The sequence below is a fragment of the Nonomuraea sp. NPDC005983 genome, from assembly GCF_040614375.1.
GTDB lineage: Bacteria > Actinomycetota > Actinomycetes > Streptosporangiales > Streptosporangiaceae > Nonomuraea.
The window spans coordinates 1-23,226 of record NZ_JBEXUP010000135.1 but is presented as its reverse complement, the minus strand read 5'-3'; the positions used below and the strand labels follow the sequence as shown (position 1 = coordinate 23,226).

The window sequence follows — 23,226 nt, the reverse complement described above, 5'->3', positions numbered from 1 at the left end:
CGGCAGCAGCATCAGCGGCATCGGCAGGTTGCTGGCCGTGGCCACGTTCTTGGTGACCATGGCGAGCGCGACCGACAGCCAGGTGATGGCGAAGGCCGGGACGACGGGGTGGGGACGCCGCCCATCCCCCCACAGCTCCGGCTGGAACAGCGTGGCCAGGAAGAACGGGTGGCCGGGCAGCTCGGCCAACCGCACCACCCGTCGCCGGCGTGTCTGGAGGGCCGTGCCGCGCCTGGTGCACCGCGTGGAACTGCTGCACGGGGCGCTGCCGCCAGGCCCCGCCGCAGAACTGGCGGCAGGGCTGGCGGCGGGGCCGGCGCGCTGACAGCGATCTGTGCGGGAACTGACAGCGGCCCACCCGACGATGGGCCCATGAACGCATTCGAAGCAGAAGGGCTGGTCAAACGCTTCGGCACGACGACCGCCCTGGACGGCATCGACCTGTCGGCCGCGCAGGGCACGGTCCTCGGGGTGCTCGGCCCCAACGGCGCGGGCAAGACGACGGCGGTACGCATCCTGGCCACGCTGCTGCGCGCCGACGAGGGCCGGGCCCGCGTGGGCGGCCTGGACGTGGCCCGTCACCCCTCGCAGGTGCGCCGCCTCATCGGCCTGACCGGCCAGTACGCCTCGGTGGACGAAGGCCTGACAGGCACCGAGAACCTCGTCCTCATCGGACGGCTCCTGGACCTGCGCGGCCGTGACGCCAAGGCCAGGGCGGCGCAGCTGCTGGCGGACTTCGGCCTGGCCGAGGCCGCCGACCGGCGGGCGAGCACCTACTCCGGAGGCATGCGCCGCCGCCTGGACCTGGCCGCCAGCCTGGTCGGCCGCCCCGAGGTGATCTTCCTGGACGAGCCGACCACCGGCCTGGACCCGGCCAAGCGCGAGGACGTGTGGAACATCATCCGCGGCCTGGTCGCCGACGGCGTCACCGTCCTGCTGACCACCCAGTACCTGGAGGAGGCCGACGCGCTGGCCGACGAGATCTCCGTGATCGACCATGGCAGGGTCATCGCCCACGGCACTCCCGCCGAGCTGAAGCGGGTCGTCGGCGGCCAGACCGTGCTCGTACGCCCGGCCGACGCGTCGCGCCTGGAGGAGGCGGCCGCCGTCATCGCCGCTGTGGCCGGACGTCCGGCCGAGTCGCCGGGACGCGGCGTGACCACGGTCCCGGTCGAGGGCGACGCCGCCTTCACCGAGATCGTGCGCAGGCTCGACGCGGCCGGCATCGCGGCCACCGAGCTGTCGTTGCGCCTGCCCAGCCTGGACGAGGTCTTCTTCACCCTGACCGGCCACCACGCAGAACAGGAGGCGGCGGCATGACGCTGACCGCGGAACGCACCGCTGCCCCCGCCCGCCTGCGCAAGCGCCCTTTCGGCCTGGCCAGGCACAGCCTCGCGCTGGCCGGGCGCAGCGTCGTCAAGACCCTGCGCACCCCCGAGCAACTCCTCGACGTGACGTTGCAGCCGGTCATCTTCGTCGTCATCTACGTCTTCCTGCTGGGCGGCGCCGTCTCCGGCAACACCCACGACTACCTGCAGTTCCTGCTGCCCGCGATCCTGGTGCAGACGGTGATGTTCGGCGGCATGGCCACCGGCGTCAACCTCAACACCGACATCAAGAAGGGCGTCTTCGACCGTTTCCGCAGCCTGCCCATCGCCCGCTCCGCGCCGCTGATCGGCTCGGTGCTCGGCGACCTGATCCGCTACCTGGTGGCGATCGTGGTGCTGCTGGGCTTCGGTTACGCGCTGGGGTTCCGCATCGGCACCGACCCGCTGTCGGCGCTGGGCGCCTGCCTGCTGACCGTGTACTTCGCGTTCTGCCTCAGCTGGGCGTTCGTGCTGCTCGGAGTGCTGATGCGGGAGCCGGGCGGGGTGCAGGGGATGGCCTTCCTGGTGCTCTTCCCGCTCACCTTCGGCACCAGCATGATCACGCCGAAGGGTACGCTGCCGGGTTGGCTGCAGGCGTGGCTGGACGTCAACCCGGTCAACCACGCCATGGACGCCTCACGCGCGCTCATGCTCGGCGGCCCGGTCGGCAGCTCGGTGACCTGGACGCTGGTCTCCGGACTGGTGTTCCTGGCCGTCTTCGCGCCTCTGGCGGTGCGCGCCTACCGGCGACGCGCCTGATCGCCTGCCCGGCACGGCACACGGGGCGGCGTCAGCGACGCGGGTGGCGTACCAGGGCCAGGGCCTGCTCCCGGTCGGCGTCGCGGCCTTCGTCGTAGGCCTTGCCGTACTCGCAGGGCCCCAGCGTGGCCCGCAGCCGCTCGGCCAGGCGTGCGATGTCGGGATTGAGCATGTCGGGGGCACCGCGCAGCCCGTGGGCCATGCCCAGCAGGACGGCCGCACGGCGCTGATCGCCGTCGGCTGCGGCCACGGCCGCGCCGGCCACCCCGATCCGGCCGACGACCGGCATGTCCATGGCCTCCAGCGCCAGCTCCACCGCGCGCTCGACAAGGGCCGCGGCGGTGGCGGGGTCGGCGAGCGCGACTGCGAGATGCGCTCTGGCGACCAGCACCAGGGCGCGGAACTGCGGCGCGACGAACGAGGCGTCGCCTATCAGCTCGTGGGCGCGCGCGTACTGGCGGGCCGCCTCGTCCAGGTCGCCTTCCAGGCGGGCCAGGTCACCGAGCCCGAGCCGGGCGAAGGAGACGTTGCGGGCGGCCATCTCGTCCTCGCCCGCCTCGACCATCCGCATCAGCTCGGCCCGCGCCTGACGCACATCGCCCTTGCACAGGTAGCACGTGGCCAGGCTGACGCGCTGGTGGCCCGCGTCGTCGCCGGCGTTCAGCTCCTGGATCAGCACGATCGCCCGGCGCAGCGCGCCGATCGCGCCGTCGAAGTCGCCGAACACCGAGTGCGTCTCGGCCAGCGAGGTCAACGCCATGCTGAGCGCCCACCGCTCGCCCACCTGGTTGAGCTGCTCGACGGCGATGACCAGGTCGGCGCGGGAGCCCGCCATGTCGCCGTCGTTCTCCAGGATGGCGGCCCTGATCATGCGCAGCACCCCGCGCGCCCACGGGTCGGGATGCTCCAGCCGGTCCTGGATGACGCGCAGGCCGTGCTCGGTGCTGTCGGTGAACAGCGCCAGCGCGGGCTCCAGCAGGGCCAGCACCGGATGGTCCAGGTCGGTGACGGACGCGACGACGCGCATCTCCTCCACGACGTCGTCCAGCCGGGCGAACCCGCCGGCGGTGGCGCTGTTGACCAGGCACATGGCGGTGGCCACGGCTCTGGCGGCGAGGGGCGCGTCGCCGGGCACCCTCAGCGCCATGCGCAGCCACTCGGCGGCCTCTATCCGCCTGCTGGTGCTCGTCCAGAACTGGCTGGCCGCTGCGGCGAGCCTGACCGCGGTGTCGGCGTCTCCGGTGTCGACCGCGAAGTGCAGCGCGGCCAGCACGTTGTCCTCCTCGCGGGTCAGCTTCGCCATCCAGGCCAGCTGCTCGCCCGTGCGCAGGAACGGCTCGGCGCGCTCGGCGAACCGCAGGAAGTATGCGGCGTGCGCGGCCCGCACCGGCGCGGCGTGCCCGCGCTCCGCCAGCCGCTCCAGCCCGTACTCCCGGATGGTCTCCAGCATCCGGTAGCGGCCCTGGCCGTCGCCGTGCAGCAACGACTTGTCGACCAGCGCGGCGAGCAGATCAAGCGTGCCGCCAGAAGGTGCGGCTCCGTGCCCGGTGGCCCCGGTGCCCTCCTCGAACGGGCCGCCTGCTCGTCCGGCGTCCAGGCTGTCCAGGTGCTCGGCGGCGGGGAGGTCGAAGGTGCCGGGGAAGACGGCCAGCCGTTCGGCGAGGCGGCGTTCCGGCTCGTCCAGGAGGTCCCAGCTCCAGGCGACCACCGCGCGCAGCGTCTGGTGACGGGGCAGCGCGGTGCGGCTGCCGCCGGTCAGCAGGACGAACCGGTCGTCCAGGCGGGACGCGAGCTGCTCCAGCGTCAGCGCGCGCAGCCGCGCGGCGGCCAGCTCGATGGCCAGCGGCAGACCGTCGAGACGGCGGCACACCTCGCGCACGCTGGCCTCGTTCTCGCCGGTGAGCGCGAAACCGGGCTGCACGGCGGTCACCCGGTCGGTGAACAGCTCGACGGCGGGGTCGGGCGGCAGCGGCGGCACCGGGCAGAGCGCCTCGCCCACCAGGGCCAGCGGCTCGCGGCTGGTGGCCAGGATCCGCAGCCGGGGGCAGCTGCCGAGCAGTTCCTCCGCCAGGCGGGCGACCGGGTCGAGCAGGTGCTCGCAGTTGTCGAGGACGAGCAGCACCTGACCGGCGCCGACCGCGTCGACCAGCCGCCCGATGGTGTCGCGCGGGCCACCGAGCAGCGGCGCCTGCCCGAGCACGGACAGCACCGCCTGAGGGACGTCACGGGGATCGCGTACGGAGGCCAGCTCGACCAGCCACACCGCCGACCACCCGCCGCGCGAGACGTCAGTGTTCGGGCTGTCCTCGCGTGGGGCGGGGAGGAGGGCCGCGGCGACCGTGGTGGCCAGGCGCGTCTTGCCCGCGCCACCCGGGCCCACCAGTGTGACGAGGCGGCCCTGACGGAGTTGGGCGCGGATGCGGTCGATCTCGCCGGCCCGTCCGACGAAGCTGGTCAGCGGGGCGCGCAGGTTGGTGCGGGCCGGCCGGACGGGCTCCGGACGCAGCAGGGCCAGGTGGATGTCCCGGAGCTCGGGGCCGGGATCGGCGCCGAGCTCGTCGGCGAGCCTGCGCCGGGCCTCCTCGTAGGCGGCCAGCGCCTCAGCGTCGCGCCCGGCCGCATGCAGGGCCTTGATGCGGGTGGCGTGCAGTCGCTCCCGCAGCGGGTGGCGGGCGGTGAGCTCGCTGAGCCGGGCGATCAGCGCCGCGAGCCCGCCGCGTGCGGTGGAGAGCTGGGTGATGGCGGCCAGTTCGGCTTCGGCGTGCTCTTCGACGGCCGCCAGCCGGGCTTCCTCCAGCCGGGCGGCGTAGCCGACGGCGAAGGGGGCGCCGGCCAGTTCGCCCAGGGCGGGGCCGCGCCACAGGCGAAGGGCTGAGTCCAGCAGGCGGGCCCGCTCAGCCGGGCTCCCTTCGCGGCGGGCCTGGGCGGTGAGGCGGTCGAAGTCGTGGGCGTCGGTGGCGGCGTCGAGGCGGTAGCCGCCGGGCGTCGAGGCGAGCGCCGAGGGGTCGGGCAGCAGGCGGCGCAGCCGGGAGACGAGCGACTGCAGGGCGTTGGCGGGGTCGCCGGGCTGGTCGTCCGGCCACAGCGCCAGGGTGAGTTGTTCGACGGTGACGGCCTGCCCGGCCGCCAGCGCCAGCCGTGCCAGCAGCCGGCGCAGCCGGGCTCCGCCGACGGCGGGTCCGTCCACCTCCAGCGGCCCCAGGATTCCCACGCGCACACGTCCATGCTGCCACCGATCGGCGGCTCGCCCGCCCGCTGGAAGACGTTCGGGGCCGGGACTCAAGCGGACAGACCGGAGTCTCCTCCCAGGGCGTGCAGGCAGCGGGCGGCCTGGGCGCGGAGGGCGTCGGCGAGTGCGGGTGGGCCGCTGGTGAGGGTGAAGTCGACGTCCACAGAGGTGATCATCCAGACCAGCGCGGAAGGGGTGTCCGCGCCGACGTGCAGCAGACAGCTGTGCTCGTCGACGGTCTCGACGACGCCCATGCCCGGCCAGACCCGGTCTGCGACGGCTTCGGCGGGCTCGTGCAGGACGACGGTCGCCTGGAACGGCCAGGTTCGCGACGACAGCCGGTGTGCCAGGTAGGTCGCGACGTCGCCGTCGGGTGGCTGTCTGGGCGCGAACCGCGGGCCGGCCGGGGTGCGCGGAGTCATCCGGTCCACCCGGAAGGTGCGCCATCCGCCGCGGTCGGTGTCCCAGGCGACGAGGTACCAGTGCCGGACGAAGCTGACCAGGCTGTGCGGCTCGACGCACCGGACGGTGTCGCCGCCGCGAGGGCTGGAGTAGTCGAAGCGCAGGTGTTCATGGCGGCGGCAGGCGTCGGCGATCGCCATCAGCGTGTCCGGGCTCACGGCCGATCCGGCGGCGTTGACCCGGACGGTCGCCGTGTGCAGCGTGTTCACCCGGTGTCGCAGCCGGGACGGCAGAACCTGCTCGAGTTTGGTGAGCGCCCGCAACGAGGTCTCCTCGATCCCGGCGACCGAGCCGCCCGCCGCCGTGCGCAGCCCGACCGCCACGGCGACCGCCTCGTCGTCGTCGAGGAGCAGCGGCGGCAGCGCCGCACCGGCGCCCAGCCGGTAACCGGCGGTGCCCCGGTCGGCTTGCACGGGGTAGCCGAGCTCGCGCAGCCGTTCCACGTCCCTGCGGATGGTGCGCGTGGTGACGCCCAGACGCCCGGCGAGCTCGGCGCCGGACCAGTCGCGGTGGATCTGCAGGAGCGACAGCAGTTTGAGCAGTCGTGCGGAGGTCCCCAACATGCCACCAAGGGTGCCGGACACTTGGGACCGGAGCTGTCCCAACCGCCTCCTAGCGTCGTCCGCATGACGAGCACACAGCAGGGCATTCGCCCTTTCCGCATCGATATTCCGCAGGCGCAGCTCGACGACCTCAACGCGCGGCTGGCCAGCACCCGCTGGCCGGACGAGTTGCCGGGCGTCGGCTGGGACCGGGGGGTGCCGCTGGACTACCTCAAGGATCTTGCCGAGTACTGGCGCACCGGCTACGACTGGCGGCTGCACGAGGCGGAGATCAACAAGCACCCGCAGTACGAGTGCGCCATCGACGGGCAGAACATCCACTTCCTGCACGTGCGCTCGCCCGAGCCCGACGCCACACCGTTGATGCTGCTGCATGGCTGGCCGGGCGGCGTCGTGGACTTCCTCGACGTCATCGGCCCGCTGTCGGATCCCCGCGCCCACGGCGGCGACCCGGCCGACGCCTTCCACCTGGTGATCCCGTCGCTGCCCGGGTTCGGGTTCTCCACGCCGCTGGCCGGGCCTGGCATGGGCCCCGCGAAGATGGCCGGGCTGCTCGTGCGGCTGATGTCCCGGCTCGGGTACGAACGGTACGGCGTCCAGGGCTACGACACCGGCTCGTGGGTCGGCCCCGAGATGGGCGAGCAGGACCCGGGTCACGTTGTGGGCGTCCACGTCAACGCCATGATCACCTTCCCGATCGGGGTCGAAGGCGAGATGGACGGCCTCACCGAGGCCGAGCAGCGGCGCTGGCAGTCGATGCAGAACTTCAACGACGGCTATCTGCAGTGCAACTCCAAGCGGCCGCAGACGGTGGCCTACGGGCTGCACGACTCACCCGTCGGCCAACTCGCCTGGATCGTGGAGAAGTTCAAGGAGCTCACCGACCCGGAAGACGGGCTGCCCGAGGACAGCGTCGACCGCGACCGCATCCTGACCGACGTCTCGCTGTACTGGCTGACAGGCACGGCCGGCTCGGCGGCGCAGGTCTATTACGAGGAGATCTCCGCGACCGGCTGGAGCGTGACCGACTGGAGCACGGCCGACGGCGACACGGGCGGCGGCGCGGGCGGCACAGACGGGGGCGAGGGCGCGGACGGCTGGGCATCGTACCAGCGCGGGACGGTGCCGACCGGCGTGCTGGTCTCCACCCACGACGTGACCGTCCGCCCCTGGGCGGAGCGCGACCACAACGTCGTGCACTGGACCGAACTCGACAAGGGCGGCCACTTCCTCGCGATGGAGGCGCCGGACCTGCTGGTCGCCGACGTTCGCGAGTTCTTCCGGACGGTGCGCTGAAATGGCCGCCTGAGCTACGCCATCCAGGGAACTCGCGGCCGCGCCGCACGGACCGCCCGTGCGGCGCGGAGGCGCGTTCAGGCCTGCCACTCCTCGACGCCGCCCGGAACGGGGGCGGAAGGATCGTAGGGGGTACGGGTGAAGATGAACGTGTTGAGGTCGAGGTGGTCGGCCCCCACGCGCAGCGTCTCGCCCGCGTAGTAGCCGTCGAGGCCGAGCCAGGTGCCGTCGTCCTGCGGGACGAACCGGGAGATGCGTCCCTTGCCTGACACCGGCGTGAGCGACAGGCCGCGCTGGGGCAGCAGGCGCAGCACGTAGGGGGTCGAGCCCCAGTGCCACAGACCGGTCAGGGCCAGCAGATCGGGGTCGGCGGCGGCGGGCCGCCACTCGTCAGGCAGGCGGGGCTCGTGCTCGTCCAGGATGGCCAGCAGGTCGGTCAGCAGGCTGTCGGACAGGCCGGAGGTGATGTTGGCCATGAACAGCACGCCGATCCGGTCAGCGGGGTCGGCCCAGACGGTGGCCTGGAAGCCGGGCATGGAGCCGGTGTGCCCGGCCAGGCGGCGGCCGGCGTGCCGGGTGAGTTGCAGGCCCAGCCCGTAGCCGCTGGTCCAGGCGTCGCCGTCGTTGACGGTGGCGGGTTCGCGCATCTCTGCGACGGTTGCAGGGGACAGGACGCCGCCGGTGTCGCCGGCGATGAACGCGGCCCAGCGGGCCAGGTCGAGCGGGGTGGACCAGAGCTGCCCGGCGGGCGCCATGGCCTGGGCGTCGTGCTCGGGCTCCGGCAGCAGGACGTCGGCGAACGGGTGCACGGCGTACCCGGAGGCGTGGGGTGCGCGCGGGCGCGCGGTGGTGCCGGTCATACCGAGCGGGTCGAGCACCTCGTCCTGGACGGCCCGCAGCCAGGGCACGCCGCGCAGCCGGGCGACGACCTCGCCGAGCAGCGCGAAGCCGGTGTTGGAGTAGTGGTAGCGGCGGCCCGGCCGGTGTTTGCGATGGCCGGGCTCCAGCCGGGCGAGCAGGTCGGCGGCGGGCAGGCCGGGGGTGCGCTCCCACCAGTCGGTGGGCGGCTCGGCGCTGATCCCGGCGGTGTGCGACAGCAGCTGGGCCAGGGTGACGTCGCCGAACGGGGTGCCCGGCACGTGCTTGTCGAGGGGGTCGAGCAGGTCGAGCCGTCCTTCGTCGCGCAGCCGCAGCACGACGGCGGCCACCAGGCTCTTGGTGATGGACCCGAGCCGGTACTGCGTCTCGGCCGTCGGCGGGAGGCCGCCGATGCGGCCGCGCCCGCCGAACCACGCCAGTTCGCCGTCGCGGACGATCGCGGCCGTCAGCGACGGCACCCTGCACTCGGCCTGTTCGACGGCCAGCCTGCGCAGCAGCGCCCGCGCCGTCGTCTCACCCACCTGGTTCATGGGTGCCAAGCGTAGCCGTCACAGGGGGATCAGCTCGGACCCGATCAGCTCATGCAGGTCTCTCCCCGTCGGCTGCTTCGGGCCCCGCGCCTGTCTTACAGCGCGCGGGACGCGGGGAAGGCCCGAAATCGGGGCCGCTCCGGCTGGCGGGGACCCGCACGGCGATGATCGCGGCTGCCGGTTGCGGCAGAATGCTGCCCATGGCTCAGGAGCGTCCCCCAGGCAGCGTGCTGGATGCCGTCCTCGAGCGCATCACCTATGCCAACGAGGAGACCGGCTACACCATCGCGCGGGTGGCGACCGACCGGTCCGGCGCGGAGCTGCTGACGGTGGTGGGGCCGCTGCTGGGAGCGCAGGTCGGCGAGTCGCTACGACTGACCGGCCGCTGGACGTCACACCCGCGCTACGGCAGGCAGTTCGAGGTGTGGTCGTACGCCACGGTGCTGCCGGCCACGGTGCAGGGCATCCGCCGTTACCTGGGTTCGGGCCTCATCAAGGGCATCGGCCCGAAGATGGCCGAGCGGATCGTCGACCACTTCGGCACCGGCACCCTGGAGGTGATCGAGCAGGAGCCGCAGCGCCTGGTCGAGGTGCCGGGGCTGGGTCCCAAGCGGACCAAGATGATCGCGGCCGCCTGGGAGGAGCAGAAGATCATCAAAGAGGTGATGATCTTCCTGCAGGGGGTCGGGGTGTCCACCTCGATCGCGGTGCGCATCTTCAAGCAGTACGGCGAGAGCTCCGTCTCCGTCGTCAGGAGCCAGCCGTACAAGCTGGCCGACGACGTGTGGGGCATCGGTTTCAAGACCGCCGACACCATCGCCCAGGCCGTCGGCATCCCGCACGACAGCCCGGAACGCGTCAAGGCGGGCCTGCGCTACACGCTCTCGCAGGCGGCCGACGACGGCCACTGTTATCTGCCCGCCCCCAACCTGGTCGGCGACGCCGTCAAGATCCTCGAGGTGCCGGCCGAGCTGATCGCCACCTGCCTGGAGGAGCTGGTCGGCGAGGAGGGGGTGGTGCGCGAGGAGATCCCCGCGGGCGACAACGTCGTGCCCGCCGTCTACCTGCCGCCCTTCCACCGCGCCGAGCTGTCGCTGGCCTCCGGCCTGCTGTCGCTGCTGCGCTCGGGGCACGACCGGTTGAAGGCGTTCGCTGACGTCGACTGGGAGCGGGCCGAGAGCTGGCTGCACGGCCAGACGGGCGCCGAGCTGGCCACCGAGCAGCGCCAGGCGGTCCGGCTGGCGCTGACGGAGAAGGTGGCCGTGCTGACCGGCGGCCCCGGCTGCGGCAAGAGCTTCACCGTCCGCTCCATCGTGCTGCTGGCCCGCGCCAAGCGCGCCCGGGTGATCCTGGCCGCCCCGACCGGCCGGGCCGCCAAGCGGCTGGCCGAGCTGACCGGGCACGAGGCCACTACCGTGCACCGGCTGCTGCAGCTGCGTCCCGGCGGGGAGGCCACCTTCGACCGCGACAACCCGCTCGACGCCGACCTGGTGGTGGTCGACGAGGCGTCCATGCTGGACCTGCTGCTGGCCAACAAGCTGGTCAAGGCCGTCGCGCCGGGCGCGCACCTGCTGTTCGTGGGCGACGTCGACCAGCTGCCCTCGGTGGGTGCGGGCGAGGTGCTCAAGGACCTGCTCGGCGCGGCCGACGTGCCCCGCGTGCGGCTGACCCAGATCTTCCGCCAGGCCCAGGAGTCGGGCGTGGTGGTCAACGCGCACCGCGTCAACACCGGCCGTCACCCGGCCCTGGAGGGGATGACGGACTTCTTCCTGTTCCCGTGCGAGGAGCCGGAGGAGATCGCCGCGCTGACCGTGGACGTGGTGTCCCGGCGCATCCGCCGCAAGTTCGGCCTCGACCCGCGCCGCGACGTGCAGGTGCTGGCTCCGATGCACCGCGGCGCGGCGGGCGCGGGGTCGTTGAACATCGCGCTGCAGGAGGCGCTGACGCCGGGCAGGGAGGACCTGCCCGAGCGACGCTACGGCGGGCGGGTCTTCCGCGTCGGCGACAAGGTCACCCAGCTGCGCAACAACTACGACAAGGGCGCGGCCGGGGTGTTCAACGGCACGGTGGGCATCGTGGTCGACATCCGTCCGGACGAGCACAAGCTCACCGTGCTGACCGACGAGGACGAGCACGTCGACTACGCCTTCGACGAGCTGGACGAGCTGGCTCACGCCTACGCGGTGTCCATCCACCGCTCGCAGGGCAGCGAGTACCCGGCCGTGGTCATCCCGCTGGCCACCAGCGCCTGGATGATGTTGCAGCGCAATCTGCTCTACACCGCGATCACCCGCGCCAAGAAACTGGTGGTGATCGTCGGCTCGCGGCGGGCGTTGGCGCAGGCCGTGCGCACCAAGGGCGCCGGACGCCGCCACACCAGCCTCACCCACCGCCTGTCACAGCGCTGAGGCCGATTCCTGCTTTCCGCGCCGCGGCTCGCGTTAGCGCTGCCGTTTCGGCGACGGGCCGTCTGACCGGCCCTCGTTACCCCTGGTTGACCTGGGGCTGGATGCAGCAAGTGACCGAAATGTGACCGAACTCTCCCAAATGATTCTGCGTCTTACATGCAGGAGCATTAAGGTTTTTAAGGGCAGATTGCTGTAATGGGGGAGAGGACTGAGTTGAACGTTGCGCCCCGTTGGAAGAAGCCTGTTGCGGGACTGGCGCTGCTGACCGCGGCCACCCTGACGGCTTCGTGCTCGGGCGGCGGGAAGCCCGGCACTGGCGACGCGGCCGCTGCGGAGGCGTCCACGCCGCAGACGCCGCAGGCGCCGACGATCAAGATAACGCCCGCACAGGGCAGTGCGAAGGTCAGCCCGGAGAAGAAGATCGTGGTGACGGCCGCCGGCGGCACGCTGGACGAGGTCGTCGTCGAGGGTGGCGGGAGCCAGGTCCAGGGCAAGTACAGCGCGGACAAGACCAAGTGGGTCTCCAAGGGCCCGCTCAAGCCGTCCAGCAGCTACAACGTCTCGGCCAAGTCGGGGCCGACCAGCGCCGCGGCCACGTTCAAGACGCAGACGCCCGAGCGGGAGCTGAAGGTCGCCGACGTCACGCCGAACGCCAAGGGGGAGACGGTCGGCGTGGGGGCGCCGATCATCGTCACCTTCAACCAGCCGGTCTCCGACAAGGCGTCGGTGGAGCAGGCGCTGGAGGTCGAGTCGGAGAAGCCCGTGGACGGCGCCTGGCGGTGGATCAACGACACGGTCGTCATCTACCGAACCGCCAAGTACTGGCCGGCCCACCAGAAGGTCACCTTCAACGCCCGCCTGACCGGCGTCAAGGGCGGCAAGGGCCTGTACGGTGTCGAGGACTACGACACCACCCTGAAGATCGGCGCCAGGGTGATCAGCAAGGTGGACGCCAAGAAGCACATGATGTACGTCTACCGCGACAACAAGCGCGTGCAGACGATGCGCATCAGCGCCGGGATGGCCACCACCCGCGAGTACACCACCACCTCCGGCGTTCACCTGACGATGGAGCGCGGCAACCCGGTGCGGATGATCTCGCCGGGCCGCAAGAAGGGCGACCCGGGCTACTACGACGTGATGATCAACCACGCCGTGCGGATCTCCAACTCCGGCGAGTACGTCCACGCCAAGGACAACGTCTGGGCGCAGGGTGTGCGCAACGTCAGCCACGGCTGCATCAACTCCCGGCCCGACCAGGCCAAGTGGTTCTACGACAACTTCCAGCGCGGTGACGTCGTCGACATCGTCGGCACCACCCGCGCGCTGGAGTGGAACAACGGCTGGGGCTTCTGGCAGCTGCCCTTCTCCCAGTGGAAGAAGGGCAGCGCGCTCTAGCCCAGCCGCTTGTGCAGGAGCATCCCGGGCCAGGAGCCGACGGTGAACGGCTCGGCCCGGGTGAATCCGCGGCTCTCGTAGTAGGCGATCAGGCGGCCGTCGTCGCCGGCGTAGCAGTCGACGCGCAGCAGGCCCACCCCGCGGGCCACGGCCTCCTGCTCGGCCCAGGCCAGCAGCGCCGCGCCCACGCCGCGCCCGGCGTGGTGACGGTCGGTGACCAGCGCCTGGACGTACAGCTCCGGCTCGGTGGCGGGCTTGACATAGTGGTTCGCCGCGCCGACGACCACGCAGCCTGCGGGCAGGCCGTCGATCTCGGCGATACGCATGCCATCGCCCTCGGCCCAGCCGGTGACCTGCGCGACGCGCTTGGCGTCGCCGCTGAACGGCTCGCTGCCCCACTGCCCGTTGCGGCCCTGCGACACCAGCCAGGCCACGGCGCCGTCGAACATGTCCAGCACGGCGGCCACGTCCCGGCCGTCCCCCTCGCGGATCTTCATGTCCGGAAGTCTAGGGCTTGGGGCACTTGTGACCATGTAATCGATTACATATGCTGCCGATGTAATCGATTACATGATCGGGAGCGGAGGGGCCGATGGCGCGCATCAAGGACGTGGCCGCGCACGCGGGAGTGTCCGTCGCCACGGTCTCACGCGTCCTGAACGACCACCCGTCGGTCACCGACGACACCCGCCGCCGCGTGCACGACGCGATGGCGGCGCTCAACTACGTGCCCAACGCGGTGGCCCGCTCGCTGCGCACCACCGCCACCCGCACCCTCGGCCTGATCATCGGCGACATCCTCAACCCCTTCTTCACCGAGCTGGCCAGAAGCGTGGAGGACGAGGCCCGCCGCGAGGGCTTCACCGTCGTCATGGGCAACGCCGACGAGCGCGCCGACGAGCAGGACCACTACGTGCGCACCCTGCTCGAACAGCGCGTCGACGGGCTGCTCATCTGCCCGACCGCCGAGCTGACCCCGCTGGTGCAGCAGCTGGCCGAGGCGGGCGCGCCGCTGGTCTTCCTCGACCGCACCATCGACGGCCTGGACGTGCCGTGCGTGCGCTCCGACGGCTCGGCCGCCATCACCGAGCTCGTCAAGCACCTGCACGAGCAGGGCCACCGGCACATCGCGCTCGCCTCCGGGCCGTCGACGCTGTCGACCGGACGCGAACGCACCCGCGCCTTCACCGACGCCCTGAGCGCGGCCGGCCTGACCGCGCCCCCCGAGTACGTCCGGTACGGCGACTTCCGCGAAGGCAGCGGCCGGAGCATCACCGCCGAGCTGCTCGACCTGCCCACGCCTCCCGACGCCATCTTCTTCGGCGACAACCTGATGACGCTCGGCGGCCTGGAGGAGATCCGCGCCAGGAAGCTGCGCATCCCCCGTGACGTGGCCGTCGCCTCCTTCGACGACGTCACCTGGTTCCGGCACATCGAGCCGCCCATCACGGCCATCGCCCAGCCGACCGCCGAGATGGGACGGCGCGCCGTGCAGCTGCTGCTGCGTCGCGTCCGCCACCAGCCGGCCCCATCAGCCGTCCTACCTGCGCGTCTGGTGATTCGCCAGTCGTGCCAGCGGAAAGGGATCATGAGGTGACCCAGGAGATCCTCAGAGCGGAGGGCCTGCGCAAGAGCTTCCCCGGCGTGCAGGCCCTCGACGGAGTCGACCTGACACTGCGGCCCGGCGAGGTGCACGTCCTGCTGGGCGAGAACGGCGCCGGCAAGAGCACGCTGATCAAGATGCTGTCCGGCGCCCACCACCCCGACGAGGGCCGCGTCCTCCTCGACGGGCAGCCGGTCGACATCCGCGACGCCCGCACCGCCCAGCGGCTCGGCATCGCCACCATCTACCAGGAGTTCAACCTCGTCCCGCAGCTCACCGTCGCCGAGAACCTGGCGCTCGGGCGGCCGCCGCGCAGGTTCGGCTTCGTCGACACCCGCGCCATGCGCCGCCAGGCCGCCGAGCTGCTGGCCCGCGTCGGCGTCGACGTCGACCCCGCCACTCCCATCGCCGGCCTCGGCATCGCCCGCATGCAGATGGTCGAGATCGCCAAGGCGCTCGCGCTCAACGCCCGCATCCTGATCATGGACGAGCCCACCGCGGTGCTGACCACCGGCGAGGTCGACAGGCTCTTCGCCATCGTGCGCCAGCTGCGCGACGCCGGCGTGGCCGTCGTGTTCATCACCCACCACCTGGAGGAGATCGCCGAGATCGGCGACCGGGTCACGGTCCTGCGCGACGGCCGCTCGGTGGCCGAGGTCGCCGCCGACACTCCCCAGAACGAGCTCATCCGGCTGATGGTCGGCCGCCCCATCGACCAGCAGTTCCCCCGCCGGCCCGCCGAGGTGGGCGAGGCGCTGCTGACCGTGCGGGGGCTCAGCCGCAGGGGCGCCTTCGACGACGTCTCCTTCGAGGTGCGCGCCGGCGAGGTCGTCGGCGTGGCCGGGCTCGTCGGCGCGGGGCGCACCGAGGTGGCCAGAGCCGTCTTCGGGGCCGACCGCTACGACTCCGGCCAGGTCAGCGTCCGGGGCGAAACCCTCGCCCGCGCGGACGTCCACGCCGCCATGCGCGCCGGGCTCGGGCTCGTCCCGGAAGACCGCAAGGGGCAGGGGCTGGTGCTCGGCGACGACGTCGCCGCCAACCTCGGCCTGGTCACCCTGCGCCGGGCGACCCGCGCCGGGTTCGTCGACCTGCGCGCCCAGCGGCGCGCCGCCGCCAAGGTCGCCGAACAGCTCGCCATCCGCATGACCGGCCTAGACCAGGAGGTCCGCACCCTGTCAGGCGGCAACCAGCAGAAGGTCGTCATCGGCAAGTGGCTCGTCGCCGAAGCCGGCGTCCTCATCCTCGACGAGCCGACGCGCGGTATCGACGTCGGCGCCAAGGTCGAGATCTACCAGCTCATCAACGCGCTGACCGACTCGGGCCGCGCGGTCCTCATGATCTCCAGTGACCTGCCGGAAATCCTCGGCATGAGCGACCGGATCCTGGTCATGGCCCGCGGGCGGCTCGTCGGCGAGCTGCCCGCCGCCCAGGCCACCCAGGACGCGGTCATGGAGCTGGCGGTCACCGACGTGGAGGCAAGTCGTGTCCAGTAACACCACCGCACTCGTCCGGCGCGCACCGGCCGCCGCCTGGCTGGCCGAGAACGGTGCCCTGGTCGCCCTCGTCGCGCTGGTCGTGGCGCTGTCGCTGCTGTCGGCGGACTTCCTCAGCCCGACCAACCTGCTCAACGTCGGCGTCCAGGCCGCCGTCACCGCCATCCTCGCCTTCGGCGCCACGTTCGTCATCGTCACCGGCGGCATCGACCTGTCGGTCGGCTCGGTGGCCGCCCTGTCGGCGATCACCCTGGCCTGGACCGCGACTCACGCCGGCCTGCCCTGGCCGCTGGCCACCGTCGTCTCCCTGGCGGTCGGCGTGGCCTGCGGGCTGGTCAACGCCTCCCTCATCGCCTACGGCAAGCTGCCGCCGTTCATCGCCACCCTGGCCATGCTCGGCGTCGCGCGCGGCCTGGCGCTGGTCATCTCCCAGGGCAGCCCCATCGCGATGCCCGAGGCCGTCTCCCACCTCGGCGACACCCTCGGCCGCTACCTGCCGATCCCCGTCATCGTCATGATCGTCATGGGCGTCGTGGCGGCCGTCATCCTCAACCGCACCTATCCCGGGCGCGCCATGTACGCCATCGGCGGCAACGAGGAGGCCGCCCGCCTGTCCGGCATCAAGGTCAACCGGCAGAAGCTCGTCACCTACGCGCTGTCGGGGGCGTTCGCCGCGGTGGCCGGTATCGTGCTCGCAAGCCGCCTGGCCTCGGCCCAGCCGCAGGCCGCGGCCGGCTACGAACTCGACGCGATCGCCGCAGTCGTCATCGGCGGCGCCAGCCTGTCGGGCGGCAAGGGCCGCGCGCTGGGCACCTTCGTCGGCGCGCTCATCCTGGCCGTGCTGCGCAACGGCCTGAACCTGCTGTCGGTATCGGCGTTCTGGCAGCAGGTCGTGATCGGCGTCGTGATCGCCCTGGCGGTCCTCGTCGACACCCTGCGCCGCAGGGGAACGAACTAGAAAGGGACAACACCATGCGGATTTCCGCAATCGTCATAGCGGGTGCCGCTCTCACGCTCGGCCTGGCCGCCTGCGGCTCCAACGGCGGCGCCTCTGGCGACGTCAAGATCGGCATGTCGGTGTCGACGCTGAACAACCCGTACTTCGTCCAGCTGCGCGACGGTGCGCAGGCCGAGGCGAGCAGGCTCGGCGTCCAGCTCACCGTCACCGACGCCCAGAACGACGCCTCCCAGCAGGTGAACCAGGTCCAGAACTTCACCAGCCAGGCGATGAAGGCGATCATCATCAATCCGGTCGACTCCGACGCCGCGGCGCCCGCGGTCAAGGCGGCCGACCGCGCCGACATCCCGGTCGTCGCCGCCGACCGCGGCATCAACGGCGCCGAGGTGACCCAGACCGTCGCCTCCGACAACGTCTCGGGCGGCAAGCAGGCCGCCCAGGAGCTGGCCAAGCAGCTCGGTGAGAAGGGCGTGGTGGTGGTGCTGCAGGGCACGCCGGGCACCTCGGCCTCCCGCGACCGCGGCCAGGGCTTCGCCGACGGCATCAAGGCCTACCCCGGCATCCAGGTCGTGGCCAAGCAGCCGGCCGACTTCGACCGCGCCAAGGGCCTGGACGTGATGACCAACCTGCTGCAGTCGCACCCGAACATCACCGGCGTGTTCGCCGAGAACGACGAGATGGCGCTCGGCGCGATCAAGGCGCTCGGCGGCAGGGCGGGCAGCCAGGTCAAGGTCGTCGGCTTCGACGGCACTCCCGACGGGCTCAAGGCCGTCGAGGCGGGCACGCTGGCCGCGACCGTCGCCCAGCAGCCCAGGCTCCTGGGCCAGCAGGCGCTCGACGCCGCGGTCAGGGCCGCCAAGGGGGAGAGCGTCGACAAGACGGTGGCGGTGCCGGTGAAGGTCGCCACCAAGGCGAACGCCACGCAGTTCCAGACGTCCTGACGTTCGGGAACCCGCGGCACCGGGCCTGGCGGCTGACGGGGGCCCGCCAGGTCCGTCCGTCCGGGCGCGGCTGCCGATGCCGCGCCTCGAGCGGGTCAGACGAGCGCCAGCTGGGGGTAGCGGGGCTCGTGCGGCGTGGGGGCCGGAGGCCCGGCGTGCAGGCCGTAGGTCTGGCACAGCTGGGCGATCTGCCCGGTGATGCGCCGCTCGTAGCCTTCGGCGGGCAGGCCCGCGCGGTCGTACAGCTCCTCGTAGCGCTGCACCAGGTGGGGGTGCGCCTGCGCCAGCCACTCCAGGTACCACGTCCGCGTGGCGGGCGGCAGGCGCAGCACGACCGGCTCCACGGCGCGGGCCCCGGTCGCGGCGATCCTGCGGACGGTCGCCGCGAGCTGGTCGGCGGCGTCGCTGAGCAGCGGCAGCACCGGCGCCATCAGCACCCGGCAGTCGACCCCGGCCTCCACCAGCGCGGCGACCAGCTCCAGCCGGGCCTGCGCGCCGACCGCGCCCGGCTCGACGGCACGGCGGATGCGCTCGTCGACGAACGCGATCGACACCGCCACCTGCGCCCCCGCCTGCGCCAGCAGCGCGGCGTCACGCAGCACGAGCGGGCTCTTGGTGTAGACGGTGAACGGCACGGCTGCCTCGCCGAGCGCGGCGATGAGGCCCGGCATCAGGTGGTAGGTCTGCTCCGCGGGCTGGTAGCAGTCGCCGGACACGCCGACGGCGAGCGGCTCGCCGCTCCAGCGGGCAAGCTCGGCGCGCAGCCGCTCGACCGCGTTCGGCTTGACCACGATGCGGGTGTCGAAGTCGCGCCCGGCGTCGAGGCCGAGCTTGCGGTGGCCGGCGCGGGCGCCGCAGCCGCGGCAGGCGTTGGCGCAGCCTCGGTAAGGGGAGACCGCCCAGCGCTGGCCGATGCCCGCCACCTGCGGCACCCGTTCGATCATCGTGCGGGCCTGCGCCTCGTAGAACCCGCCGCGCAGCACGGCCCGCCGCTCGATCAGCGGGCGTTCGTCTGCGGCGTCGACAAGCGGAAGCGCGTCCCAACCCACGCGGTCCAGTGGAACACGCATTCGACTGCCTTTTCAAGCGATTCCGCCGACACCACGCCCCGGAGGGGGTGTCACAAGGCTCGCAGGCCGCGCATGGCGATGTCGACGCCGTGCCCTGCCGCTTTCATCCCGGTCACCTGGGACAGGGCCTAAGCCGAAGGTATCGGCGAAAAACGCATCGCATCCGGAATGACGGTTCTCTACACTGCGTGCGTGCTCAAACCCCATTATCCGATCACCACCGACAGGCTGGTCCTGCGCCCCTTCACCCCCGAGGACCTGCCCGCGCTGCACGCCTACGAGTCGCTGCCCGAGGTCGCCCGCTACCTGTACTGGGAGGCCCGCGACCTCGACACGGTACGCACCTTCCTCGACAAGAAGATCACCAGGGTCGCGCTGCTCGACGAGGGTGACGCCATCGACCTGGCCATCACCCTGCGCGACAGCGGCGAGGTGATCGGGAACTGCCTCCTCATCTGGACCAGCAAGGAGCGCCGCCAGGGCGAGATCGGCTATGTCCTGAACCCCGCCCACCACGGCCACGGCTACGCCCCAGAAGCCGCCCGCGAGATGCTCCGCCTCGGTTTCGAGGGGCTCGCCCTGCACCGCGTCGTCGGCCGGCTCGACGCCCGCAACGGCGCCTCCGCCCGCGTCCTGGAGAAGCTCGGCATGCGCCGCGAGGCGCACCTCGTCGACAACGAGCAGGTCAAGGGCGAATGGGCCTCCGAGGTCATCTACGCCATGCTCGAGTCCGAGTGGACCCCATGAGCATCCTGCATCTGGCCGTGGCCGCCGACTGGGCCGCCGCCCAGCCGGCGGGGGAGTACCGCGTCTCCACCCTCGGCCACACCCTCGACCAGGTCGGCTTCATCCACTGCAGCCGCGACGCCGACCAGTTGCGCACCGTGCACGCCGGCTTCTACGCCGACGTCACCGAGCCGCTGGTCGTCCTGCGCATCGACCCCGCCGGCCTGGACGTGCGCGTCGAGGGCGGCTTCCCCCACCTGTACGGGCCGCTGCCGCTCGCCTCGGTCACCGCGGTCACCCCGTACGAGGCGCTCCGCTAGCACCGGGTGCCGGGACCATCCGCCTGGCAATGAGCGCCGACCACGATTTGCCGGCTGCCCGCGATCAGCCCGCCTGCGGCCGCCGCGCCGGTCCGAACCGGTGGCGGTAGGCGGAAGGGGTGAGGCCGGTACGCCGCAGCATCTGGGCCCGCAGGTTGGAGGCGGTTCCGAGCCCGCTGGCCCGTGCCACCGCGTCGAGCTGGACCTCGCCACGCTCGATCAGCCGGCAGGCGTGCGCGACCCGCTCGGCGGTCAGCCACGCCAGCGGCGTGGTGCCGAGCTCGACCCGGAAGCGGCGGTGCAGCGTCGCCGGGCTGGCCGCGGCGCGTGCCGCCAGGTCGGCCACGGCGAGGGGCTCGTGCAGCCGCTCCTGTACCCAGGCGAGCACGGGCGCCAGGGACGCGTCGGGGATCGCGGGGATCGGCCGTTCGATGAACTGGCGCTGGCCGCCGTCCCGGTGCGCGGCGAAGACCAGGCGGCGGCTGACGGCGTTCGCCACCTCGGCGCCGTGGTCGAGGCGGATCAGGTGCAGGCCGAGGTCGAGCGCCGCCGCGCTGCCCGCGGCGGTGAGCACGTCGCCGTCGTCCACGAACAGCACGTCGGGTTCGAGGCGGACCGCCGGGTGACAAGCGGCGAACAGTTCCGCCCACCGCCAGTGCGTGGTCGCGCGGCGGCCGTCCAGCACTCCGGCGGCGGCCAGGGTGAACGTGCCGGTGCAGAAGCTGACCAGCCGGGCGCCGCGCCCGGCGGCCCGCCGTACGGCCTCCAGCACCTCCGGAGCCGGTTCGACCTCGGGATCGGGCCGGTTGGGCGCGATCAGCGTGTCGGCGTCGTCGACGGCCTCCAGCCCGGCGACGCCCGCCATCGTGAAGATGCCGCGGTGCATCCGCACGTCCGGCGTGGGGGAGCAGAGCGTGAAGTCGTACCACGGCCGGCCCAGCTCGGGGCGGCGCAGCCCGAACAGCTCGGTGGCGACTCCCAGCTCGAACGGGTTGGACCCCTCGTCGACGATCGCGACGACCTGGTGCGGCCGGTCCTGGTGCGAGGATTCACGCGACATATGCAATTCCTAGCACTCACGGCGTGAGGCGGCGAACGGCGACCATGGCAGGGTGAACGAGAACCCGATCGACATCGACTCCGCGCTGGCCACCTTCTCCGAGCTGTGGAGCCCCCGCATCCTGGCCCGCGTCAACGACTACGACGTCCGCGTCGCCAAGGTCGCCGGCGAGCATGTCTGGCACGCCCACGACCACACCGACGAGTTCTTCCTGGTCCTGTCCGGCGAGCTGACCATCGCCCTGCGGGAGGCCGCCGGGGAACGGGTGGTCACCCTGCCTGCCGGCTCGGTGTACGTCGTCGCGCGCGGCGTCGAGCACAAGCCGTCGTCCGCCGACGGGGCCTCGATCCTCATGTTCGAGCCGACCGGCACCCTGAGCGTGGGCGACCGGCACGACGAGGTCCCCGGCCACGTCGACGCCACCACCGGCCACGACCTCACCTGAGCGGCCACCGGAGCCGCAAGCGGGGGCGCGAGCAGGTCGATCACCCTGTCGTCCCCCTCGTCGCCGTGGCCGTCCGCGAGGCGGTGCCGCTCACCCTCTTCGCCGGCTCCGGCGGCGATTCCCCAGCCGGGTCAGGCGGACCTGTCGCGGCGCTGCCGCGCGCGGCCGGGCAGCTCGCGCGGCACCAGCGTCGGGTTGACGTTGTCGAGGACGCTGGCGCGGTCGACCACGACTCGGGCCACGTCGTCGCGGCTGGGCACCTCGTACATCACGTTGAGCAGGACCTCCTCGACGATGGCGCGGGCCGCTCGGGCGCCGGTGCGGCGCAGCAGGGCCAGTTCGGCGATCGCGTCGATCGCGTCGCCGGTGAACTCCAGCTCGACGCCGTCGAGCTCCAAGAGCCTGTGGTACTGCCTGACGAGCGCGTTGCGCGGCTCGGTGAGGATGCGCGTCAGCGCCCGGCGGTCCAGCGGCCGCAGGCTCGCCACCACCGGCAGGCGGCCGACGAACTCCGGGATCAGCCCGAACTTCAGCAGGTCCTCGGGCATGGCGTGGGCCAGGACGTCCTCCTCGTCCTGGCCGGTGCCGAGGGTGGCGCCGAAACCGGCGCCCCTGTGGCCGATGCGCTGCTCGACGATCTGCTCCAGGCCGGCGAACGCCCCGCCGACGACGAACAGCACGTTGGTGGTGTCGATCTGGATGAACTCCTGCTGCGGGTGCTTGCGGCCGCCCTGCGGCGCCACGCTGGCGGTCGTGCCCTCCAGGATCTTCAGCAGCGCCTGCTGGACCCCCTCGCCGGAGACGTCGCGGGTGATCGACGGGTTCTCGCCCCTGCGGGCGATCTTGTCGATCTCGTCGATGTAGACGATGCCGCTCTCGGCCTTGGCGATGTCGTAGTCGGCCGCCTGGATCAGCTTGAGCAGGATGTTCTCGACGTCCTCGCCGACGTAACCGGCCTCGGTGAGGGTGGTGGCGTCGGCGATGGCGAACGGGACGTCGAGCATCCGGGCCAGGGTCTGGGCCAGGTAGGTCTTGCCGGAGCCTGTCGGGCCGATCAGCAGGATGTTGGACGTGCCGAGCTCGACCGCCTCCTCCTGCGCCGGGTGCTGCGCCCTGCCGTACCGGACGCGCTTGTAGTGGTTGTAGACCGCCACCGACAGCGCCTTCTTGGCGCGTTCCTGCCCGACGACGTACTGCTCGAGGAAGTCGTACATCTGGCGCGGCCGGGGCAGCTCCCGCTTCTCCTCCGCCGCGGCCTCGCCGCGTTCCTCCTCGATGAGCTCGTTGCACAGGCCGACGCACTCGTCGCAGATGCAGATGCTGCCGGGTCCGGCGATGAGCTTGTTGACCTGTTCCTGGCTCTTGCCGCAGAACGTGCACGTCAGCAGGTTCGCGCCACCGGTGCGTGCCACTCGGAAACGTCTCCTTCAACGGTTGCTCGGGCCGCGAGGCGGCGCGGTGGGTTCGGGTCCGGCTGTCAGAGGGTGACGGGCAGCGCGGCCAGGCGCCAGGTGCCCGGGTCGGGGACGCGTGCCGCGTCCTGGGAGGCGGGCTTCAGGCCGGGGAAGCGGCTCAGCAGCGCCGTGAGCGCCACCTCGGTCTGCACGCGGGCCAGCGAGGCGCCGGGGCAGAAGTGCGGCCCGTGGGCGAAGCCGAGGTGCCCCGCCGATCCCGGGGCCCGGCCGACGTCGAGCCGGTCGGGGTCGGCGAACACGCGCG

Annotated in this window: 20 protein-coding genes and 1 pseudogene; 12 read left to right on the top strand and 9 right to left on the bottom strand. The window is 72.2% G+C overall.

Going from position 1 to position 23,226, the window contains the following annotated elements; genetic code table 11:
• Window positions 1-189: pseudogene (locus ABZ297_RS37765) on the bottom strand (hypothetical protein); the annotation flags it as partial.
• A gap of 183 nt (window positions 190-372) precedes the next feature.
• Here ABZ297_RS37765 and ABZ297_RS37760 point away from each other — a divergent pair.
• Both ABZ297_RS37760 and ABZ297_RS37755 read left to right on the top strand, forming a co-directional pair.
• Window positions 373-1,320, top strand: coding sequence for an ATP-binding cassette domain-containing protein (locus ABZ297_RS37760; RefSeq protein WP_355356535.1), 948 nt, complete (start codon window positions 373-375; stop codon window positions 1,318-1,320).
• A complete protein-coding gene (locus ABZ297_RS37755) occupies window positions 1,317-2,126 on the top strand; it encodes an ABC transporter permease (RefSeq protein ID WP_355356533.1) in 810 nt (269 codons plus the stop codon). Before ABZ297_RS37760 ends, ABZ297_RS37755 begins: the two co-directional genes overlap by 4 nt.
• A gap of 31 nt (window positions 2,127-2,157) precedes the next feature.
• Here the strand turns inward: ABZ297_RS37755 and ABZ297_RS37750 are convergent, their stop codons facing one another.
• A complete protein-coding gene (locus tag ABZ297_RS37750) occupies window positions 2,158-5,343 on the bottom strand; it encodes a BTAD domain-containing putative transcriptional regulator (RefSeq protein WP_355356531.1) in 3,186 nt (1,061 codons plus the stop codon).
• A 62-nt stretch (window positions 5,344-5,405) separates the two neighbouring features.
• The gene (locus tag ABZ297_RS37745; RefSeq protein WP_355356529.1) at window positions 5,406-6,380 is read right to left on the bottom strand and encodes a YafY family protein; all 975 of its coding nucleotides are present in this window, start codon (window positions 6,378-6,380) and stop codon (window positions 5,406-5,408) included.
• Between the two features lie 63 nt (window positions 6,381-6,443).
• On the opposite strand from ABZ297_RS37745, the gene ABZ297_RS37740 reads away from it, so the two are divergent.
• On the top strand, window positions 6,444-7,676 hold the full coding sequence (locus tag ABZ297_RS37740; protein WP_355356527.1) for an epoxide hydrolase family protein: 1,233 nt from the start codon (window positions 6,444-6,446) through the stop codon (window positions 7,674-7,676).
• A gap of 77 nt (window positions 7,677-7,753) precedes the next feature.
• Here the strand turns inward: ABZ297_RS37740 and ABZ297_RS37735 are convergent, their stop codons facing one another.
• Window positions 7,754-9,085, bottom strand: a complete 1,332-nt coding sequence (locus ABZ297_RS37735; protein ID WP_355356525.1) for a serine hydrolase domain-containing protein — start codon at window positions 9,083-9,085, stop codon at window positions 7,754-7,756.
• Window positions 9,086-9,285: 200 nt separating this feature from the next.
• Between ABZ297_RS37735 and ABZ297_RS37730 the strand changes: the two genes are divergently transcribed.
• The gene (locus ABZ297_RS37730; RefSeq protein WP_355356523.1) at window positions 9,286-11,493 is read left to right on the top strand and encodes an ATP-dependent RecD-like DNA helicase; all 2,208 of its coding nucleotides are present in this window, start codon (window positions 9,286-9,288) and stop codon (window positions 11,491-11,493) included.
• 213 nt (window positions 11,494-11,706) lie between these two features.
• Window positions 11,707-12,891 carry an Ig-like domain-containing protein gene (locus tag ABZ297_RS37725; protein ID WP_355356521.1) on the top strand — a complete coding sequence of 395 codons (1,185 nt, stop codon included), beginning with the start codon at window positions 11,707-11,709 and terminating at the stop codon, window positions 12,889-12,891.
• On the opposite strand, the gene ABZ297_RS37720 is transcribed toward ABZ297_RS37725, so the two are convergent.
• Window positions 12,888-13,388 (bottom strand): GNAT family N-acetyltransferase, encoded by a 501-nt coding sequence (locus tag ABZ297_RS37720; protein ID WP_355356519.1) that lies wholly within the window; start codon window positions 13,386-13,388, stop codon window positions 12,888-12,890. The genes ABZ297_RS37725 and ABZ297_RS37720 overlap by 4 nt on opposite strands.
• A 95-nt stretch (window positions 13,389-13,483) precedes the next feature.
• Here ABZ297_RS37720 and ABZ297_RS37715 point away from each other — a divergent pair, with 95 nt between their 5' ends.
• From ABZ297_RS37715 to ABZ297_RS37700, 4 genes are read left to right on the top strand one after another with little or no spacing between them, the layout of a single operon-like run.
• Complete coding sequence (locus ABZ297_RS37715) at window positions 13,484-14,488, top strand: LacI family DNA-binding transcriptional regulator (protein ID WP_355356517.1); 1,005 nt, start codon at window positions 13,484-13,486, stop codon at window positions 14,486-14,488.
• Window positions 14,485-15,987 (top strand): sugar ABC transporter ATP-binding protein, encoded by a 1,503-nt coding sequence (locus tag ABZ297_RS37710; protein ID WP_355356515.1) that lies wholly within the window; start codon window positions 14,485-14,487, stop codon window positions 15,985-15,987. The genes ABZ297_RS37715 and ABZ297_RS37710 overlap by 4 nt, the downstream gene beginning before the upstream one ends.
• The gene (locus tag ABZ297_RS37705; RefSeq protein ID WP_355356513.1) at window positions 15,977-16,945 is read left to right on the top strand and encodes an ABC transporter permease; all 969 of its coding nucleotides are present in this window, start codon (window positions 15,977-15,979) and stop codon (window positions 16,943-16,945) included. Before ABZ297_RS37710 ends, ABZ297_RS37705 begins: the two co-directional genes overlap by 11 nt.
• Window positions 16,946-16,959: 14 nt before the next feature.
• The gene (locus ABZ297_RS37700) at window positions 16,960-17,886 is read left to right on the top strand and encodes a D-ribose ABC transporter substrate-binding protein (RefSeq protein ID WP_355356511.1); all 927 of its coding nucleotides are present in this window, start codon (window positions 16,960-16,962) and stop codon (window positions 17,884-17,886) included.
• Between the two features lie 95 nt (window positions 17,887-17,981).
• On the opposite strand, the gene ABZ297_RS37695 is transcribed toward ABZ297_RS37700, so the two are convergent.
• Window positions 17,982-18,956: a radical SAM protein gene (locus ABZ297_RS37695; RefSeq protein WP_355356509.1), complete on the bottom strand. Its 975-nt coding sequence runs from the start codon at window positions 18,954-18,956 to the stop codon at window positions 17,982-17,984.
• Between the two features lie 192 nt (window positions 18,957-19,148).
• Between ABZ297_RS37695 and ABZ297_RS37690 the strand changes: the two genes are divergently transcribed.
• Both ABZ297_RS37690 and ABZ297_RS37685 read left to right on the top strand, forming a co-directional pair.
• Window positions 19,149-19,703, top strand: a complete 555-nt coding sequence (locus tag ABZ297_RS37690; protein WP_355356507.1) for a GNAT family N-acetyltransferase — start codon at window positions 19,149-19,151, stop codon at window positions 19,701-19,703.
• Window positions 19,700-20,002, top strand: coding sequence for a DUF952 domain-containing protein (locus ABZ297_RS37685; RefSeq protein WP_355356505.1), 303 nt, complete (start codon window positions 19,700-19,702; stop codon window positions 20,000-20,002). The genes ABZ297_RS37690 and ABZ297_RS37685 overlap by 4 nt, the downstream gene beginning before the upstream one ends.
• 64 nt (window positions 20,003-20,066) lie before the next feature.
• Here the strand turns inward: ABZ297_RS37685 and ABZ297_RS37680 are convergent, their stop codons facing one another.
• Window positions 20,067-21,062: a helix-turn-helix domain-containing protein gene (locus tag ABZ297_RS37680; RefSeq protein ID WP_355356503.1), complete on the bottom strand. Its 996-nt coding sequence runs from the start codon at window positions 21,060-21,062 to the stop codon at window positions 20,067-20,069.
• A gap of 52 nt (window positions 21,063-21,114) precedes the next feature.
• Between ABZ297_RS37680 and ABZ297_RS37675 the strand changes: the two genes are divergently transcribed.
• Window positions 21,115-21,507 (top strand): cupin domain-containing protein, encoded by a 393-nt coding sequence (locus ABZ297_RS37675; RefSeq protein ID WP_355356501.1) that lies wholly within the window; start codon window positions 21,115-21,117, stop codon window positions 21,505-21,507.
• Between the two features lie 131 nt (window positions 21,508-21,638).
• Here the strand turns inward: ABZ297_RS37675 and clpX are convergent, their stop codons facing one another.
• A complete protein-coding gene (clpX, locus tag ABZ297_RS37670; protein ID WP_355356499.1) occupies window positions 21,639-22,919 on the bottom strand; it encodes an ATP-dependent Clp protease ATP-binding subunit ClpX in 1,281 nt (426 codons plus the stop codon).
• A gap of 65 nt (window positions 22,920-22,984) precedes the next feature.
• Window positions 22,985-23,226: cytochrome P450 (locus ABZ297_RS37665; protein ID WP_355356497.1), on the bottom strand; the 242-nt coding region annotated here is incomplete at its 5' end.

Excerpts from the sequence above, each read along its gene's own strand:
- ABZ297_RS37740 (WP_355356527.1), top strand. The coding sequence starts at position 6,444 with ATGACGAGCACACAGCAGGGCATTCGCCCTTTCCGCATCGATATTCCG.
- ABZ297_RS37700 (WP_355356511.1), top strand. The coding sequence starts at position 16,960 with ATGCGGATTTCCGCAATCGTCATAGCGGGTGCCGCTCTCACGCTCGGC.
- ABZ297_RS37720 (WP_355356519.1), bottom strand. The coding sequence starts at position 13,388 with ATGAAGATCCGCGAGGGGGACGGCCGGGACGTGGCCGCCGTGCTGGAC.
- ABZ297_RS37695 (WP_355356509.1), bottom strand. The coding sequence starts at position 18,956 with ATGCGTGTTCCACTGGACCGCGTGGGTTGGGACGCGCTTCCGCTTGTC.
- ABZ297_RS37745 (WP_355356529.1), bottom strand. The coding sequence starts at position 6,380 with ATGTTGGGGACCTCCGCACGACTGCTCAAACTGCTGTCGCTCCTGCAG.
- ABZ297_RS37730 (WP_355356523.1), top strand. The coding sequence starts at position 9,286 with ATGGCTCAGGAGCGTCCCCCAGGCAGCGTGCTGGATGCCGTCCTCGAG.
- ABZ297_RS37755 (WP_355356533.1), top strand. The coding sequence starts at position 1,317 with ATGACGCTGACCGCGGAACGCACCGCTGCCCCCGCCCGCCTGCGCAAG.
- ABZ297_RS37715 (WP_355356517.1), top strand. The coding sequence starts at position 13,484 with ATGGCGCGCATCAAGGACGTGGCCGCGCACGCGGGAGTGTCCGTCGCC.
- ABZ297_RS37760 (WP_355356535.1), top strand. The coding sequence starts at position 373 with ATGAACGCATTCGAAGCAGAAGGGCTGGTCAAACGCTTCGGCACGACG.
- ABZ297_RS37680 (WP_355356503.1), bottom strand. The coding sequence starts at position 21,062 with ATGTCGCGTGAATCCTCGCACCAGGACCGGCCGCACCAGGTCGTCGCG.
- ABZ297_RS37735 (WP_355356525.1), bottom strand. The coding sequence starts at position 9,085 with ATGAACCAGGTGGGTGAGACGACGGCGCGGGCGCTGCTGCGCAGGCTG.
- ABZ297_RS37685 (WP_355356505.1), top strand. The coding sequence starts at position 19,700 with ATGAGCATCCTGCATCTGGCCGTGGCCGCCGACTGGGCCGCCGCCCAG.